General features: G+C 58.8%; 18 protein-coding genes. 9 read left to right on the forward strand and 9 right to left on the reverse strand.

Features of this window, described 5'->3' with window-relative positions; genetic code table 11:
• Positions 1–138: 138 nt before the first annotated feature.
• The 9 genes from ABFT80_RS01050 to infC form a co-directional block, all read right to left on the reverse strand.
• Positions 139–1,125, reverse strand: coding sequence for a Gfo/Idh/MocA family protein (locus ABFT80_RS01050; protein ID WP_347970003.1), 987 nt, complete (start codon positions 1,123–1,125; stop codon positions 139–141).
• Between the two features lie 124 nt (positions 1,126–1,249).
• Positions 1,250–3,655, reverse strand: coding sequence for a phenylalanine--tRNA ligase subunit beta (gene pheT / locus ABFT80_RS01055; protein ID WP_347970004.1), 2,406 nt, complete (start codon positions 3,653–3,655; stop codon positions 1,250–1,252).
• Positions 3,652–4,221, reverse strand: coding sequence for a hypothetical protein (locus ABFT80_RS01060; RefSeq protein WP_347970005.1), 570 nt, complete (start codon positions 4,219–4,221; stop codon positions 3,652–3,654). The genes pheT and ABFT80_RS01060 overlap by 4 nt, the downstream gene beginning before the upstream one ends.
• 14 nt (positions 4,222–4,235) lie before the next feature.
• Positions 4,236–5,327, reverse strand: a complete 1,092-nt coding sequence (gene pheS, locus ABFT80_RS01065) for a phenylalanine--tRNA ligase subunit alpha (RefSeq protein ID WP_347970006.1) — start codon at positions 5,325–5,327, stop codon at positions 4,236–4,238.
• Positions 5,328–5,335: 8 nt separating this feature from the next.
• A complete protein-coding gene (locus tag ABFT80_RS01070) occupies positions 5,336–6,166 on the reverse strand; it encodes an RIO1 family regulatory kinase/ATPase domain-containing protein (protein WP_347970007.1) in 831 nt (276 codons plus the stop codon).
• Between the two features lie 88 nt (positions 6,167–6,254).
• Positions 6,255–6,656: a 50S ribosomal protein L20 gene (gene rplT / locus ABFT80_RS01075; RefSeq protein WP_347970008.1), complete on the reverse strand. Its 402-nt coding sequence runs from the start codon at positions 6,654–6,656 to the stop codon at positions 6,255–6,257.
• A gap of 40 nt (positions 6,657–6,696) precedes the next feature.
• Entirely contained in the window at positions 6,697–6,900 is a 204-nt protein-coding gene (rpmI, locus tag ABFT80_RS01080) for a 50S ribosomal protein L35 (protein ID WP_347970804.1), read from the reverse strand.
• Positions 6,901–7,087: 187 nt separating this feature from the next.
• Entirely contained in the window at positions 7,088–7,714 is a 627-nt protein-coding gene (locus tag ABFT80_RS01085; protein ID WP_347970009.1) for a methyltransferase family protein, read from the reverse strand.
• A gap of 115 nt (positions 7,715–7,829) precedes the next feature.
• Entirely contained in the window at positions 7,830–8,366 is a 537-nt protein-coding gene (gene infC / locus ABFT80_RS01090) for a translation initiation factor IF-3 (protein WP_347970805.1), read from the reverse strand.
• Positions 8,367–8,584: 218 nt separating this feature from the next.
• Here infC and ABFT80_RS01095 point away from each other — a divergent pair, with 218 nt between their 5' ends.
• From ABFT80_RS01095 to ABFT80_RS01135, 9 genes are all read left to right on the forward strand, one after another.
• Positions 8,585–9,355 carry an alpha/beta hydrolase gene (locus ABFT80_RS01095; protein ID WP_347970010.1) on the forward strand — a complete coding sequence of 257 codons (771 nt, stop codon included), beginning with the start codon at positions 8,585–8,587 and terminating at the stop codon, positions 9,353–9,355.
• A 6-nt stretch (positions 9,356–9,361) separates the two neighbouring features.
• On the forward strand, positions 9,362–10,504 hold the full coding sequence (locus ABFT80_RS01100; protein WP_347970011.1) for a benzoate/H(+) symporter BenE family transporter: 1,143 nt from the start codon (positions 9,362–9,364) through the stop codon (positions 10,502–10,504).
• A gap of 116 nt (positions 10,505–10,620) precedes the next feature.
• The gene (locus ABFT80_RS01105) at positions 10,621–11,073 is read left to right on the forward strand and encodes a DUF2852 domain-containing protein (protein WP_347970012.1); all 453 of its coding nucleotides are present in this window, start codon (positions 10,621–10,623) and stop codon (positions 11,071–11,073) included.
• A gap of 113 nt (positions 11,074–11,186) precedes the next feature.
• Positions 11,187–11,945, forward strand: coding sequence for a M48 family metallopeptidase (locus ABFT80_RS01110; protein WP_347970013.1), 759 nt, complete (start codon positions 11,187–11,189; stop codon positions 11,943–11,945).
• Positions 11,946–12,069: 124 nt separating this feature from the next.
• Entirely contained in the window at positions 12,070–12,729 is a 660-nt protein-coding gene (locus ABFT80_RS01115) for a phosphoribosylanthranilate isomerase (RefSeq protein ID WP_347970014.1), read from the forward strand.
• A gap of 31 nt (positions 12,730–12,760) precedes the next feature.
• On the forward strand, positions 12,761–13,981 hold the full coding sequence (trpB, locus tag ABFT80_RS01120; RefSeq protein ID WP_347970015.1) for a tryptophan synthase subunit beta: 1,221 nt from the start codon (positions 12,761–12,763) through the stop codon (positions 13,979–13,981).
• A 2-nt stretch (positions 13,982–13,983) separates the two neighbouring features.
• Positions 13,984–14,823 (forward strand): tryptophan synthase subunit alpha, encoded by an 840-nt coding sequence (gene trpA / locus ABFT80_RS01125; RefSeq protein WP_347970016.1) that lies wholly within the window; start codon positions 13,984–13,986, stop codon positions 14,821–14,823.
• Between the two features lie 37 nt (positions 14,824–14,860).
• A complete protein-coding gene (accD, locus tag ABFT80_RS01130; protein ID WP_347970017.1) occupies positions 14,861–15,778 on the forward strand; it encodes an acetyl-CoA carboxylase, carboxyltransferase subunit beta in 918 nt (305 codons plus the stop codon).
• A gap of 49 nt (positions 15,779–15,827) precedes the next feature.
• On the forward strand, positions 15,828–17,159 hold the full coding sequence (locus tag ABFT80_RS01135) for a bifunctional folylpolyglutamate synthase/dihydrofolate synthase (RefSeq protein WP_347970018.1): 1,332 nt from the start codon (positions 15,828–15,830) through the stop codon (positions 17,157–17,159).
• Positions 17,160–17,231 lie beyond the last annotated feature (72 nt).

Raw genomic sequence — 17,231 nt, forward strand, 5'->3', positions numbered from 1 at the left:
GCCCCTGTCTCAGAAATTACGCAAGGGGCACGATTGCACGCGCAGCCCTTACGGCATTGCGGCGTATATAAGAAGAGGCATTGCGACACGCAAGCGCTTCAAAGCATGTCCAACAAAGGAAAAACCCGTTCCTGAAAACTAGACGGCTTCCCAACCATCCTTATCGCCAGCGCGGAATATCGCGTCGATCAACCTCTGGTTCAAGACTGACTCCTCAAGACTGAAAACACGCTGGTTTTCGCCGGACGCCGCGCGCGCGAAAGCCTCGACTTCAAGTCTATATTGGTTTGTCGCCGGAAAGCGGAAAATCTGCGCTTCGGAATGATTCTGATTGTGCAGTTCGACGCGGTGATGATCGTAAAGACCGGCATTGAACGGCGAGGCCACCTCGATAAAACCCTTGTCGCCATGAAACGCCATTGTCTGGCGCGCAGCCAATTGCGTCGACAGGTAAAAGGACAGCTCGAAATCGCCGAAATCGGCACGGATCGAGGAATAGATGTCGGTGCCGAATTTCGCGTCGCGCTCGACGGTCGCCTGAACGCGCTGCGGCTCTTTGCCCGTGGAAAAGCGCGTGACGACCGTCGGATAAACACCAATATCGGGCAGCGCGCCGCCGCCGAGCGAGACCTGATTGCGCATATTGCCGGGATCGACATTGTAATAGGAAAATGCGCCCTGCACGTGCCGCAACCGCCCAATGGCGCCCTGAGAAATCAGGTCGCGCACCTTTATCCATTGCGGGTGATAGGTGACCATGAAGGCTTCAGAAATCACGACCTTCTTGCGGTCGCGAATTTCGATCAGCGGTTCGATTTCCGAGGCATTGAGCGCCAGTGGCTTTTCGACCAGCACATGCTTTCCGGCTTCGGCGGCCTTGGCAGCCCATTCGACATGCTGCGATGTCGGCAGCGGGATATAGACGCCATCGACCGTGTCCGACGCCAGCAATTCCTCATAAGAACCAAAGGCATACGGAATACCGAAACGGCTGGCGAGATCCTGCGCGCGCGAAAGGTCGCGGCTGGCAATCGCTGTCGCAACGCCGTTTTCGGCGTCCTGTATGGCAGGTAGAAGATGCTCCCGCGCAATCTTGGCGGTCGATAGAATTCCCCAACGAAACACGAATTCCGCCTCCCTTTTCACAAAAACTCACAGGGGTTTTGCCCGAAAAAGAGATGAAGGGCCAGAGATTACGTGATTTTCCAGAGCAGCCGCGGGCGACTTTGGCAATCGCCCGCGAATATTACTATCCGCGCAGTGCGCCGCCGGTCTGTTTCTTGACGTTTTCGATGATTTTCGTGGCCAGAGCCTCGAAATCCTCGTCGGTCAGCGTTTTCTCGACAGGCTGGATCGACACTTCGATCGCCACAGACTTCTTGCCTTCGCCAAGCGATGCGCCTTCGAAAATATCGAAGACATTGACGCCGGAAATCAGCTTTTTGTCGGCGGATGCGGCGGCTTTCGTTAGCGTTCCGGCCTCGACCTGCTTGTCCACGACGAAGGCGAAGTCGCGTTTTACCGCCTGGAAGGCTGAGAGCTCGAGTTTCGGCTTGGTGCGCGTCGGCTTCTGCTTTGGCTCTGGAATCGCATCAAGAAAGACTTCGAAACCGGCAAGCGGGCCGGACACATCCAGCACTTCCAGCGTCTTCGGGTGGAATTCGCCGAAGGTGCCAAGAACGGTCTTCGGTCCGAGCTTGATCGTGCCGGAACGGCCCGGATGATACCATTCCGGTCCGCCTGCCTCGATCTGCAACTTATCGACCGGCGCGCCTGCGGCTTCGAGGGCTGCCAGCGCATCGGCCTTGGCGTCGAACACGCCGACGCTCGCTGAATTGCCGCTCCACTGACGGCCCGGTCCTTCGAGTTTTGCAGTGCCACGGCGAATACCCGCCGCGACGCGGCGCTGCCCTTCCGGCGTCTCGCCTTCATATGTGCCAGACACTTCGAACAAAGCGACATCACCAAAGCCGCGCGCGGCATTGCGCTGTGCTGCCGAAATAAGTCCCGGCAGAAGCGACGGGCGCATATCCGACATATCGGCTGCGATCGGATTTGCCAGCTTGAGCGACGGCTTGCCACCGCCGAACAACTCAGCGTGTTTGGCAGGAATGAACGACCATGTGACGGCCTCCATCATGCCGCGAACGGCAAGTCCACGACGCGCAGAACGGGTGCGGATCTGCAACGTCGTCAGGATGCGGGCGTTGACGGCATCATGGCTCGTCAGCGGCTGCGGCACGATCATATCAACGCCATGCATGCGCATGATTTCTTCGACCAGATCGGCCTTGCCATCGACATCGGGACGCCATGACGGCACCGCGACTTCGACGGTATCGCCACTGCCTTTCGGCTCGAAACCAAGGCGCGAAAGAATGTCGAGGCTTTCGGCTTTCGGCACTTCAATGCCCGTCAGGCGCTTTACTTCGGCAAGCGGGAAGGAGACGATCTTCGGCTGGTAAGGCTTGTAGCCAATGATCTCCGTTTGCGCCGGTTCGCCGCCGCAAAGCTCGACCACCATTTTCGTCGCAAGTTCGATGCCCGGCACCATGAATTCGGGATCGACGCCGCGCTCGAAGCGGTAGCGCGCATCGGTGATGATGCCGAGGCCGCGACCGGTGCGCGCGACATTCAGCGGCTCCCAGAGTGCGGATTCGATCAACACATCGGTCGTGTTTTCGTCGCAACCCGAATGCTCGCCGCCCATCACGCCTGCGATGGATTCGATGCCTGCCTCATCGGCAATAACGCAGATTTCCGGGTTGAGCTTGTATTCGCGGCCATCCAGCGCCAGCACCGTCTCATCCTGCGTGGCGCGGCGAACGGTGAGGTTGCCCTTCACCTTGGCAGCATCGAAGACGTGCAGCGGGCGGCCACGGTCGAAGGTGATGTAGTTGGTGATATCGACAAGCGCATTGATGGGGCGCAGGCCAATGGCAATCAGCCGCTGCTGAAGCCATTTCGGCGATGCGCCATTCTTGACTCCGCGCACCAGCCGCAAGGCGAAGCCGGGGCAGAGTTCGGTCGCTTCGATGTTGACCTTGACCGGCGTTTCGCCCTTGCCCGCAACAGGCTCGACCGGCGCGGTCTTCAACGTGCCGAGGCCGCTTGCCGCCAGATCGCGCGCGATGCCGTAGACGCTGGTGGCGTCCGGGCGGTTCGGCGTCAGATTGATCTCGATCAGCGGATCGTCAAGCTTCGCATAGGTCGCGAACGACATGCCGACAGGCGCATCTTCCGGCAGGTCGATGATGCCATTGTGCTCGTCCGACAGTTCCAGCTCGCGCTCGGAACACATCATGCCGTGGCTTTCGACACCGCGAATCTTGCCGACCGACAGGGTGACATCGATGCCCGGAACATAGGCGCCTGGGGCAGCGAGAACGCCGAGCAGCCCGGCCCGCGCATTTGGCGCGCCGCAGACGACCTGCACCGGCTTGCCGTCGCCCGTGTCGACCGTCAGCACCTGAAGCTTGTCGGCGTCCGGGTGGCGCGATGCCGTCAACACCTTCGCGATGACGAAAGGCTTTAGCGCGGCCTTGTCGTCCACGGATTCGACTTCGAGCCCGATGGAGGTCAGGCGCTCGACGATTTCATCGAGCGATGCCTCTGTTTCGAGATGATCCTTGAGCCAGGAGAGGGTGAATTTCATGTAGCTGCTCCTAAAATCAAGCTGATCAACGCTTGAAACACAAATGCAATGCCAAGAATTATAAGTATCATCACGATATAGTTGAACGTCCAACCGAAATTCCGGTTTGTCCAGAATGCCGCTTGCTTTCCAAGGGCTTCAGAACATTTAACTGACGCGATAAAGGCGCCTCTTTTATTCAAATAAACGCTGTCGATGATAACCAACTCACCGGGCGCGATGTAGGGGATTTGGACTGAATACTCGCCGCTAGCCAAGCTTAACTGCTTGTGATCCCTCGGCTGCCAAACTGTCACGTTGTCTGGTTTCCACGAAAAAACAAATTCAACGTTTGATGCCGGCTTTCGCCCGGTATTCTGCAAAAAGTGCTTTTCACAGAAAATCTCAACGTTTCCATCGTTGACCGACAGCATGTGTAAATTGTTGTTCGTCCGCCCCCAAATCAATTTGACCTTTGCTCTAGCGATCCAAAAAATGATGGCGGCAACGAAGGTGAAAATGAGGGATAAAATTTGCCCATGCATGGGAGCCATGAATGCCCACAGCTTTTGTATGATTTCGATCACCGCGCACCCCTAGCTCAGTTGCTTAATCCACCGAACAAAGTCGGCATGTCGAGCGGGCGGAAGCCGTAATGCTGGAGCCAGCGAACATCGGCGTCGAAGAAGGCGCGCAGGTCCGGCATACCGTATTTCAGCATGGCGATGCGGTCGATGCCCATGCCCCATGCGAAGCCCTGATATTCGTCGGGATCAAGGCCGCCATGGCGCAGCACGTTCGGGTGGACCATGCCGCAGCCGAGGATTTCCATCCAGTCATTGCCTTCACCGAAGCGCACTTCGCCCGGCCGCGAGCGGTCGCATTGAATATCGACTTCAAGGCTAGGCTCGGTGAAGGGGAAGAAGGACGGACGGAAGCGCATCTTGACGCTCGGCACCTCGAAGAACGCCTTGCAGAACTCTTCCAGCACCCATTTCATATTGGCGACATTGGCCGTCTTGTCGATGACAAGCCCCTCGACCTGATGGAACATCGGCGAGTGCGTGGCATCGGAATCCTGCCGGTAGGTCTTGCCCGGAATGACGATGCGGATCGGCGGTTTCTGCGTTTCCATGGTGCGGATCTGCACCGGCGAGGTGTGCGTGCGCAAAAGCTTGCGCTCGTTCGTTTCGCCCGGCTGGAAGAAGAACGTGTCGTGCATTTCGCGCGCCGGGTGGCCTTCGGGGAAGTTCAGCGCCGTGAAATTATAATGGTCCGTCTCGATATCCGGGCCTTCGGCGATGGCAAAGCCGAGATCGCCGAAGATCGCCGCGATTTCATCGATCACCTGGCTGATCGGATGGATGCGGCCGCGCTCTGCGGGCGACTGGCGAACGGGCAGCGTGACATCCAGCTTTTCGGCGGAAAGGCGAACGGAAATTGCCGCATCCTTCAGCTCGGATTTGCGGGCTGCCAAAGCCTCGGTAACGCGGTTCTTCAAGCCATTGATGACCGGCCCCTGAACCTGCCGTTCCTCCGGCGTCATGGAACCCAGAAGCTTGAGCTTTTCGGAGATCGAGCCCTTTTTGCCCAGCACCGAAACGCGGACCGCCTCGATTGCCTGCTCGTCTGATGCCGAACCTATCTCGGCAAGGATCGTCTGTTCGAGACCGTCCATATCGTTACTGCTCATATCATCACTCACGAATTTGCTGGCTTTCGTGCGGCAAAGGGAGCCCGCACAATGTTCAAAAGGAAGCTCGTGCCCACGATAAATCGACGAAGGTCGGAGCCGAGTTTGATGCGGCCTGCCGCGGACGCCAATGTCACCAAAGGCGACATGGACGAAACCGTGGAGGCCAATTGTTTTTTCGCAGCTTCGGGCGCGGACGCCGCCCAAGCATCGTAGGCGATACGCGGCGTATCCGGCTTTATCGCCAGATCGCAGATATAGCCGAACAGGCAGAGAAGATCGCGAACCTGCGCGCGTTCCAATGACATCGCGCCCAGCGGGTTCTGCTCGAAATCCATGTAACCGACGATCTCGCCGCGCAAAAACATGTCGCGCGGATGCGGTCGGCCATGAACCAGTCCCGCCTGATGAACCAGCCCCATGCTTGTCGCCATGCGCACGAGCAATTCCTCATGCGCTTCGACTTCGCCGACTTTTTGCAAAGTTTTCAGGCGCTTTTCCAGCGTCTCGCCGCAATCTTCAAGGACCAACACGCCCTTGCCCTGAAACAGGACCGCCGGGACCGGAATGCCTTTTTCGGCGAAAGCCTTCATGCGCGCAGCTTCGTTGCGGCTGGCATCATCGCCGCGCTCGGGCGGCGAAGGGCGAAATACGCTGCCGGGAAATGCGACGGACGCAATCGACTGCAAATAGTGGCTGATCGGAAGCGCCTTGGCCGATGCACGCTTGACCCAGACCGTGCGGCTTCCCAGCTCGACACGGGCGATACGCTCCGAAGCGTGCGCGGCAAGTGCCGCCAGCTCGATTGCGTTCACCGGATCATGGGTGCTTTCGACCATTGTCTCCACTCAAACGAAAAGCCCGCGCCGGAAGGTTCCGACGCGGGCCCGATCTTTATAAGCCGTTGGGGCTTGCCGGGTGGCGCCGTTAGCGTACGGCGGCCTCAAAAGCGCCTTCGGTGGTGCCCTTCAGATATTCCAGCGCAACCTTCGACTTTTCGACGAGCGCGGCAAATGCCTGCGGCTCGTGGATCGCGAGGTCGGAAAGGACCTTGCGGTCGATCTCGATGCCGGACTTGTTCAGACCGTCGATGAAACGGCCATAGGTCAGGCCATGTTCGCGAACGGCGGCGTTGATGCGCTGTACCCAGAGGGCACGGAAATTACGCTTGCGATTCTTGCGATCGCGATAAGCATATTGCAGCGACTTTTCGACTGCCTGCTTTGCGATGCGGATGGTGTTCTTGCGACGGCCGTAAAAACCTTTAGCGGCTTTCAGAACCTTCTTGTGCTTGGCGTGCGAGGTAACGCCTCTCTTTACACGTGCCATGTCATGATCTCCTTAAAACGTTGTCCAGTCCGAACTTGGCTCAGAGGCCGTTCGGAAGAAAATTCTTGATGACCTTCTTGCCGTCCGGTTCTGCAAGAACCATCGTGCCGCGGGCATCGCGAATGAACTTGTTGGAACGCTTGATCATGCCGTGGCGCTTGCCAGCAGCAGCAGCCATAACCTTGCCGGTTGCGGTGATCTTGAACCGCTTTTTAGCGGCCGATTTGGTCTTCATCTTGGGCATTTTGCTACTCCGTTCTTTTTGAGAGAAACTCGCCGGATTGTGGCTGTTTCTTCTTCGTTGTTGTTTTTCAGGCTGACCAAAGCCCGAAAAAGCAATAGAAACCGCCACGGCATGCCCTGCCGGACGGTTCTGGACGCGGCTATATAGCTGCAAGTGCCTTCATGCGCAACACCCCGTCAGACCGATATTACGGCATCCGGAAAAGCACGGGTAAGGTGCCGGACATCTGCGCGGCGTCGATCAGCTCGAAGAACGGCATGGCGACCAGAAACACCAGGCCGTCGAGCAAGGTGGTCAGCAGGCGCTTTGGCTGAAACCCCTGCGGGTTGCCTTCGCGGTAGAGCGAGAGCCTGGGAAAGAAGCGCGGCACGCGCTCAAGATATGCCTGATAATCCGCACCGAGATTTGCAGAAAGGTATCGCTCTTCGCGCAAAATAACGATGTGGAACGCAATTGCGCATAAAACGGCAAAGCCAAGCGCCACGGTTATGCTGCCCATCTGCGCGCCGACACCGGCTGCCGCCAGACTTGAAAAGAGATAGAGCGGGTTGCGGGTGATCGAATAAGGCCCGTCGGAAACGACTTCCGCCGATTTGCGGCCGCCAATATAGAGCGTCGACCACAGGCGCCCGGCAATGCCAAGGATGATGAGCACGATGCCCGCCATCTCGATGCCTTCATGGAGGGCCGTTTCCGGCGGAGCCATGGACTGGCCAAAAAGCAGCGCACCCAAGAGGACGAGAATCAACAACGCAAGCACATAGCGCCGCGCTTTTTGATAGATGGCGAGAGCCTCGCCAGAATTGTTTGCCATGGGACGCGCCGTTTTACGGAGTAAAATGCACTAGAGCGCGTTTCGAAATCGAAACACGCTCCAACACATCAAACGTCATTTAGGCCGAACAATGGCAATGCCAGATGGGTCCGCATCAACGCGGTGCGAGCACCATCATCATCTGGCGGCCTTCAAGCTTCGGCTCCGCTTCCACCTTGGCGATGGTGGAAACCTCTTCACGCACCTTGTTCAGAAGCTGCATGCCGAGTTCCATATGCGCCATTTCACGTCCGCGGAAACGCAGGGTGAGCTTGACCTTGTCGCCTTCTTCGAAAAAGCGCTTAACAGCCCGCATCTTCACCTCATAGTCGTGGGTGTCGATATTCGGGCGCATCTTGATCTCTTTGATCTCGATGACCTTCTGGTGCTTGCGCGCCTCGGCTGCCTTTTTCTGGTTTGCGTATTTCAGCTTGCCCAGATCGAGAATCTTGGTGACGGGCGGCTGCGCATTGGGGGAAATTTCAACGAGATCAAGGCCTGCCTCTTCGGCTAGCAACAGGGCATCGTTGATAGAAACCTCGCCGCGGTTCTGTCCGTCGGCATCGATAAGCTGGACCCGGGGAACCCGGATGTCGCGATTGGAGCGCGGCCCGTCTTTTGTGGGCGCTGCCGCTTTGAATGGTCTGCGAATGGTCGTTGTCTCCTCAAGACGTTGATGTTTTGCCTCGCTAGCGCCTATTTTGACACTGCGCGGCGCAAGTCAATAGCACAGCATGACTGAGAAATCACCTCCAGCCTTGGCGTGTCGAAATTGCAACGCCCACAGACCTTTGGTCCAGCGGGCCAAATGACTTTCAGACCGAATGTAGCTATGTCAGGAAGCATTTCAAACTGCAGGGACTGAATTAAGTGACGGATAAGCCTGAGTTCATCGAAGCCGGCGGCGCACGCATCGCCTTGCGTCATCAGGCAGGCAAAGAGCCTGGCGTCGTCTGGCTCGGCGGCTATCGCTCGGACATGCTGGGCACCAAAGCGGAAATGCTTGCGCAATGGGCCGCTTCCGAAAACCGCGCCTGCCTGCGTCACGATTATTCCGGCCATGGCGAGTCCGGCGGTGTTTTCGCCGAAGGCACGATTTCGAAATGGCTCGATGAAAGCCTTGCGGTATTCCGGCACTTCACAAAAGGCAGACAAATTCTGGTCGGCTCATCCATGGGCGCGTGGATCGCGTTGCGGATGGTCGAGGAGTTACACAAAGCAGGCGAAGGCAAGCGTGTCGCCGGTCTCGTGCTCATCGCGCCAGCACCCGATTTCACGGTCGAGCTGATCGAACCGGAACTGACACCGGCGCAGAAAGAAGCGCTCGAAACCAAAGGCTATTTCGAGGAAATTTCGGAATATTCGCCGGAACCGAACATTTACACCCGCGCATTGATCGAGGACGGGCGCAACAATCGCGTCATGACAGGGCCTATCGATACGCATTGCCCTGTGCATATTCTTCAAGGTCTGGCCGACCCGGACGTGCCGCATAAGCATGCGCTGAAGCTCGCAAGCTGCCTGCCCGCGGACGATGTCACCGTTTCCCTTATCCCCGAAGGCGACCACCGCCTGTCGCGGCCGCAGGACATTGCACTGCTGTTGCGCGCGGTCGAAGCAATCATCGAGCAGGCAGGCTGAACCTTCATGCGCCTTTCCATTCCCGTCTCGGCCTTTGTCGCTGCAATCGTCGGTTTCGGCGGCACGCTGGCGCTCATCATCGCTGCGGCGGACGCGATGGACGCGACGCGGGAACAGACGGCGAGCTGGGTCACGGCGATCTGCATCGCCATGGCGCTGGAAACGGCATGGCTGAGCTGGCGCACGAAAATGCCGATCGTCACCGCGTGGTCGACGCCCGGTGCCGCGCTGGTGGCCGCCAGTTCGGGCTTCACCATGAACGATGCCGTCGGCGCATTCATCGTGACCGCGATCCTGCTGATCGTCACCGGTATGTTCAAGCCGTTAACGCGGCTGATCTCGCGCATACCGGCCTCGATTGCGTCTGGAATGCTGGCGGGCATCGTCGTGAGTTTCGCGATCAATGCGGTGAAGACAGTACCGCTGGATCCGTGGCTGATCCTGCCGCTGATTGCAGCGTTCTTCGTGATCCGCCTGTTCAATCCAGCACTTTCGGTTCTGGTCGTGCTGATCGGCGGCGGCGCATTTGCGTTCGCCACCGGCCGCGTCGGCGGATTGCCGACGCCTGAAATCTCGACGCTGACGCTCATCGCACCAAGCTTTTCGCTGACGACAATCATCGGCCTCGCTCTGCCGCTTTATCTCGTCACCATGGCCTCGCAAAACCTTTCCGGCCTCGCCGTATTGCGGGCTGCCGGTTATGAGCCAGCACCCGGTCCGCTTATCAGCGTGACGGGCCTGTTTTCGCTGCTTTCTGCGCCATTCGGGGCGCTGACCACGAATCTGGCCGCGATTTCCGCCGCGATCTGCACCGGCCCGGATGTGCATCCCGATCCCGCGGAACGCTGGAAGACCGGCCCGTTTTACGCGCTGGCCTATCTGGTTTTCGCGCTTTTCGGCGCATCGCTCGTCGCAATATTCGCCGTGCTGCCGCAGAGCCTGATCGTTCTCGTTGCGGGGCTGGCGCTTCTGGCGGCACTGGCCAATGCGCTGGCAATCGCAATGAAGGACGACAAGGAACGCATCGCCGCGACAGTCACCTTTGCCGTCACCGCATCCGGCCTCACCTTGTTCGGTGTCGGTGCAGCCTTTTGGGGCCTCGTCGCAGGGCTGATCGTGCTGACGCTTGATCGCTTCAAAAAAACATAGATTTTTCAACTAATTATCTGATTTTAGGCTGAGTTGTCTTGAATCGCCGCTTTTGTTTTCCCACTTCGAAATCAAGCAGTCATTTCGGCTGCCCTCAACCGAAGGAACGGGAGAATATGAACACGACTGCACTGATCCGCCCGGCCTGGACGCCGGCAACCATCGCATTGATGGTGATCGGCTTCATGGTGTTCTGGCCTCTAGGCCTCGCCATGCTTGCCTACATCATCTGGGGCGACCGGCTTGACGGCTTCAAGCGCGACGTGAACCGGGCAACAGACGGCGTCTTTTCAAGCTGCCGCATGGGCGGCTGGAAGAACAAGCGTCGCCCGGTAACCGGCAATGTCGCTTTCGACGACTGGCGTACGAATGAACTCGAGCGTCTTGCCGAAGAGCGCCGTAAGCTGGACGAGACGCTGGCCGAATTCGACGACTATGCTCGCGAATTGCGCCGCGCCAAGGACCAGGAAGAGTTCGACCGCTTCATGTCGAACCGCAACCGGGTCACGCCCACCAAAGAAACGCCGGCACCGACGAAACGCGGAAAGCCCGGCCTGCTCGACGATTAAGTTTGACGAGCACCGACATTGTAAGAACGGCGTCGCTGAGCGGCGCCGTTTTCTTTTGTAATCACGATCTTCACCGAATCATCTAATCTGATGCTTTCCAACCCGGTTTCGCCATGCCGTTCGGCTTCCTGAAAAAACGCCCTGTAGTGCGCGCAGCACCCGAAGAACGCGATCATTTCGTGGCCGGGCGCACCTTGCCGCTGCGCATCGTCGAGAATGAGCGCGCGCGACGTCTGACGCTGCGCATCGAAACCGGCGGGCGCGGGTTGCGGATCACCATCCCGCCGGGTCTTGCACGCGGCGAGGTCGAGCGCTTTCTGGACAAGCATCAGGGCTGGCTCGAACAGAAGCTGGCGAAGGTGCCTGATCGGCCGCAAGTGCGCCCCGGCGTCAAGATACCGCTGCGCGGCACGCCGCATATCATTCTTCATGAACCGGGCGCGCGCGGCACTGCCGAGCTTGGAACGACGGAGGACGGCTTGCCGGCACTTCTGGTGCGCGGCGACAGACGGCATCTGCCGCGCCGCGTGGCCGACTATCTCAAGCGCGAGGCAAAGCGCGAGATAGAACCGCTGGTCGAGAAGCACACGGCAAAAGTCGGACGCCGCGCCAAGGCTATCCGTTTTCGCGATACGTCGAGCCGCTGGGGCTCCTGCACATCCGACGGCACGCTGTCCTTCTCATGGCGCATCATGATGGCCCCGCGACCTGTCATCGACTATCTCGTCGCGCATGAAGTCGCCCATCTGCGCGAAATGAACCACGGCCCGAAATTCTGGAAGCTATGCAACGAGCTTTGCCCGGAGACGGAGCGTTGCAAGGCATGGCTCAAGCGAAACGGCAATGCGCTGCAGGCGATTGGGTTTGAGTGAATGGTGAAAAGGGTTTGATTGCGTGTTCGATGGGTCAATCTCTTAGGCACCTAAACCATTCACTATTGACCATTCACCATTCACTCTCCTCGACTTCGCCGTCATTTCATGCGAATTCCCGCTTATGATGCTCGATGTAAAGATATGCGGCCTGAAAACGCCCGACGCGGTTGATGCTGCGCTGAAAGGCGGGGCGAGCCATATCGGGTTTATTTTCTTTCCGAAAAGCCCGCGCAACGTCGCGCCCGAAGATGCGGCGGAGCTGCGTAAACGGGCTTCCGGCAGGGCCAAAAGCGTTGCCGTGGTGGTCGATGCAGACGACGATACGCTGGATCACATCGTCAGAACTGTTTCGCCGGACATTCTTCAGCTTCATGGCCATGAGAGCCCGCAGCGTTCTGCTGAGATCAAGTCGCGCTACGGACTGCCGATCATGAAGGCTTTCGCCATACGCGAAGCCTCAGATTTGGAGGCCATCGCCCCCTATCGCGGCATTGCCGAGCGCTTCCTGTTCGATGCGAAACCGCCGAAAGGTTCTGAACTTCCGGGCGGAAATGGCGTTTCATTCGATTGGCGGCTGCTTGCGGGCCTTGACGCCAAAGTCGATTACATGCTTTCGGGAGGCCTCAACGCCGCCAACATCAACGAGGCGCTGGCGCTTTCCAATCCCGCGGGCATCGACATCTCGTCCGGGGTGGAGCGCGCGCCGGGAGTGAAGGACGTGGCGCTGATCGAAAATTTCTTCCGGGCCGTGAGGACCGCGCGCGAAAACCGCGCCGCCTGACACCGGGGCCAGCGCGAACCAGGATGTTGTGATGAACAAGCCGGCAGAACCGAATTCCTTCCGCACCGGACCCGACGAGCAGGGCATGTTCGGCATTTTCGGCGGCCGCTTCGTTGCCGAAACGCTGATGCCGCTCATCCTCGAGCTTCAACGCCACTGGGACGAAGCCAAGAACGACCCGGAATTCCGTGCCGAATTGCAGGCGCTCTCCACCTATTATGCGGGCCGTCCCTCAAAACTCTATTTCGCGGAAGGCCTGACGAACCATCTCGGCGGCGCAAAGATTTATTTCAAGCGCGAAGATCTGAACCATACGGGCAGCCACAAGATCAACAATTGCCTCGGACAGATCCTGCTGGCCAAGCGTATGGGAAAGAAGCGGATCATCGCCGAAACAGGCGCCGGTCAGCATGGCGTTGCATCGGCCACCGTCTCGGCGCGCTTCGGCCTGCCCTGCGTCGTCTATATGGGCGCGACCGATGTCGAGCGGCAGAAGCCGAACGTCTTCCGCATGAAGCTTCTGGGTGCCGAGGTGAATGCCGTCTCTGCCGGTCACGGCACGTTGAAGGACGCGATGAACGAGGCGCTCCGCGACTGGGTCACCAATGTCGAGGATACCTATTATCTGATCGGCACGGCGGCGGGTCCGCATCCCTACCCGGAACTCGTTCGTGAATTCCAGTCGGTCATCGGCAAGGAAGCGCGTGAGCAAATTCTAGAACAGGAAGGCCGTTTGCCCGATCTGATCGTCGCGGCAGTCGGCGGCGGGTCGAACGCGATCGGCATCTTCCATCCGTTCCTCGATGATCGCAGCGTGAAGATCGTCGGCATCGAAGCGGGCGGGCGCGGTCTAGACGGGAACGAGCATTGCGCTTCGATGAGCGCGGGAAAGCCCGGCGTGCTTCACGGCAACCGCACCTATCTGCTGCAGAACGATGATGGCCAAATCCTCGATGGCCATTCGATTTCGGCCGGTCTGGATTATCCCGGCGTCGGGCCTGAACATTCCTGGCTGCGCGACAGCGGCCGCGTCGAATATGTGCCGGTTCTCGACAATGAGGCGCTGGAGGCTTTCCAGCTCACCACACGCGTCGAAGGCATCATCCCGGCGCTGGAATCCGCACACGCAATCGCCCATGTGGTGAAGATCGCGCCGAAGATGGACAAGGACCAGATCATCATCGTCAATCTTTCGGGACGTGGTGACAAGGACGTGCACACCGTGGCGCAGATGCTGGGCATGGAGATCTGATTATGACGACCCGCATCGACCACCGCATGGCAAAGCTGAAAACCGAGGGTCGTCCAGCACTCGTCACCTATTTCATGGGCGGCGACCCGGACTATGAGACGTCGCTTTCGATCATGAAGGCTCTGCCCAAAGCAGGCAGCGACATCATCGAGCTTGGCATGCCGTTTTCCGACCCGATGGCAGACGGCCCGGCCATTCAGGCGGCGGGCCTGCGTGCATTGAAAGCCGGTCAGACGCTTGCAAAGACCTTGCAGATGGCGCGCGATTTCCGCGAAAGCGACAATGAAACGCCGATCGTGATGATGGGCTATTACAATCCGATCTATATTTACGGTGTCGAGCGCTTTCTGGCCGATGCGGTCGATTGCGGCATCGATGGGCTGATCGTCGTCGATCTGCCGCCGGAAATGGACGAGGAACTCTGCATTCCCGCACTGAAAGCCGGCATCAATTTCATCCGTCTTGCAACACCGACCACCGACGACAAACGTCTGCCGAAGGTTTTGCAGAACACATCCGGCTTCGTCTATTACGTTTCGATGACCGGCATTACCGGGTCCGCACTCGCCAATACCGGCAAGGTTGCGGAGGCGGTAAAGCGCATTAAAGGCCATACGGATTTGCCGGTTTGCGTCGGCTTCGGCGTCAAGACCGCCGAGCAGGCACGAACCATCGGAGCCTCGGCTGACGGCGTCGTCGTCGGCACGGCTATCGTCAATGCGGTGGCAAATGTCATCGGCCCGAATGGCGAAAAGACCGCCGATCCTGCCGAAGCCGTTGCCACACTCGTCAGCGGGCTTGCGCAGGGTGTGCGCTCTGCCCGCCTTGCTCCTGCCCAATAAATCCCCGATCTATTCCTGAAGAAAAGGGAAAGACCTTATGAACTGGATCACGAACTACGTTCGCCCCAAGATCAACTCCATGCTCGGCCGGCGCGACATGCCGGAAAATCTCTGGATCAAAGATCCCGAGACCGGCGAGATGGTGTTCCACAAGGATTTGGAAGAGAACCAATACGTCATTCCATCGTCCGGCTATCACATGAAGATTTCAGCCAAGGAACGGCTGAAATATTTCTTCGACAATGGCCGCTACGACCCCATCGAGAATCCGAAGGTCGTTATCGATCCGCTGAAATTCCGCGACGAGAAACGCTATATCGACCGCCTGAAAGACGCGCGCTCCAAAACCTCGATGGAAGACGCCGTATTGAGCGGTGTCGGTGAGATCGAAGGCCTGCCGATCGTTGCGACGGTTCAGGATTTCGCCTTCATGGGCGGCTCGCTCGGCATGGCGGCAGGCGAAGCGCTGATCCGCGCTTTCGAGACGGCCATCGAAAAGAAGCGCCCGCTTATTCTATTCGCAGCCTCTGGCGGCGCACGCATGCAGGAAGGCATTCTCTCGCTGATGCAGCTTCCGCGCACGACCGTCGCGGTGGACCGTCTGAAGGAAGCGGGCCTTCCCTATATCGTGGTGCTGACCAATCCGACGACCGGCGGCGTGACCGCTTCCTATGCGATGCTGGGCGATGTCCATATCGCAGAGCCGGGCGCTCTGATCGGCTTTGCTGGACCGCGCGTCATCGAGCAGACGATCCGCGAAAAGCTCCCCGAGGGTTTCCAGCGCGCCGAATACCTCATGGATCACGGCATGGTCGATATGGTCGTGTCGCGCCTCGAACTGCGCTCGACCATCGCGCGGCTGGTCAAAATCCTGATGAAGGTGCCGGTAGAAGCAGAAGTCGCAGAGGTGGAAATCGTGCCGCCGCCTGCTGCTGCTGTTGAAGCCCATCCCTGATCCTTTCGATGCGCGGCAGGCCGGTTCCGGGCCGCAGGAAATTCGTGCAATGACGACAAGTCTGGCCGACCGCGAAATCGAGCGTTTGATGACGCTGCATCCGAAGGGTTTCGACCTTTCGCTGACGCGCATTTCGCGGCTTCTGGAACGGCTTGGCAACCCGCAGGACCGGTTGCCACCGGTGATCCATATTGCCGGCACGAACGGCAAGGGATCGACTGCGGCCTTCGCACGCGCGCTGCTGGAGGCCGAAGGCCACCGGGTTCACGTGCACACCTCGCCGCATCTCGTTAGCTGGCACGAGCGCTACCGTATCGGCGCCAAGGGCGGCGGAAAATTCGTTTCCGACGAAGTGTTCGCCGATGCAATCGGCCGCGTTGCCGATGCCAATCAAGGTGAGACGATCACCGTCTTCGAAATACTGACCGCAGTCGCCTTCGTGCTGTTTTCCGAACATCCCGCCGATGCAGTCATCCTCGAAGTGGGCCTCGGCGGAAGGTTCGACGCAACCAATGTGATCCAGGAACCTGCTGTCTCCGTCATCATGCCGGTGTCGCTGGACCACGAAGCCTATCTCGGCGACCGCGTCGAGCTTATCGCCGCAGAAAAAGCTGGCATCATCAAGCGCGGCTGCCCGGTCATCATCGGCGCGCAGGAAAGTGAAACGGCGCAGGACGTGTTGATAGAAACGGCAGACCGTCTAAACGCGCCGGTTCTGGTCTATGGTCAGGATTTCCTCGCCTATGAGGAAAATGGCCGCCTGATCTATCAGGATGATGAGGGCCTTCTGGATTTGAGCCTGCCGCGACTTTCGGGCCGCCACCAATATGCCAATGCGGCGGCTGCAATCGCTGCCGTTCGCACCGCGGGTTTCGAACTCGGCTATCGCGCTGTCGACAAGGCGATGAGCACCGTCGACTGGCCTGGCCGCATGCAGAAGCTGCCCAAGGGAGCGCTCACCGATCTTGCGCCCGTCGGTGCCGATATCTGGATCGATGGCGGACATAATCCGGGTGCCGGAATTGTCATTGCCGAAGCCCTTGTCGAGCAGGAAGAGAAGTTGCCAAGGCCGCTTTTCATGATAAGCGGCATGATCAACACCAAGGACCAGACCGGTTATTTCACGCCGTTCCACGGCATGGTTCGGCATGTCTACACGGTCCCGGTTAGCGCCAGCGATGCGGGCGTTCCGACCGAGGAACTGGCCATCCGCGCCAATGAGGCCGGACTTTCGGCGGAGCCGGTCGCTTCCGTCGCCAACGCGCTCATGCTGCTGCGCGACACATGGGACCCGACCGAACCGCCGCCACGCATTCTGATCGGCGGATCGCTCTATCTGGTAGGTTCGGTTTTGGCCGAAAATGGAACGCCCCCGGTTTAGAAAAACTCGAAATTTGTCGCGTTTTATTCACCTCCTATGACGCAGCCCTAGACTTGCCCGATCTTCATTCGG

This window comes from Foliimonas ilicis (assembly GCF_039939195.1).
GTDB classification, from domain to species: Bacteria; Pseudomonadota; Alphaproteobacteria; order Rhizobiales; family Rhizobiaceae; genus Foliimonas; species Foliimonas ilicis.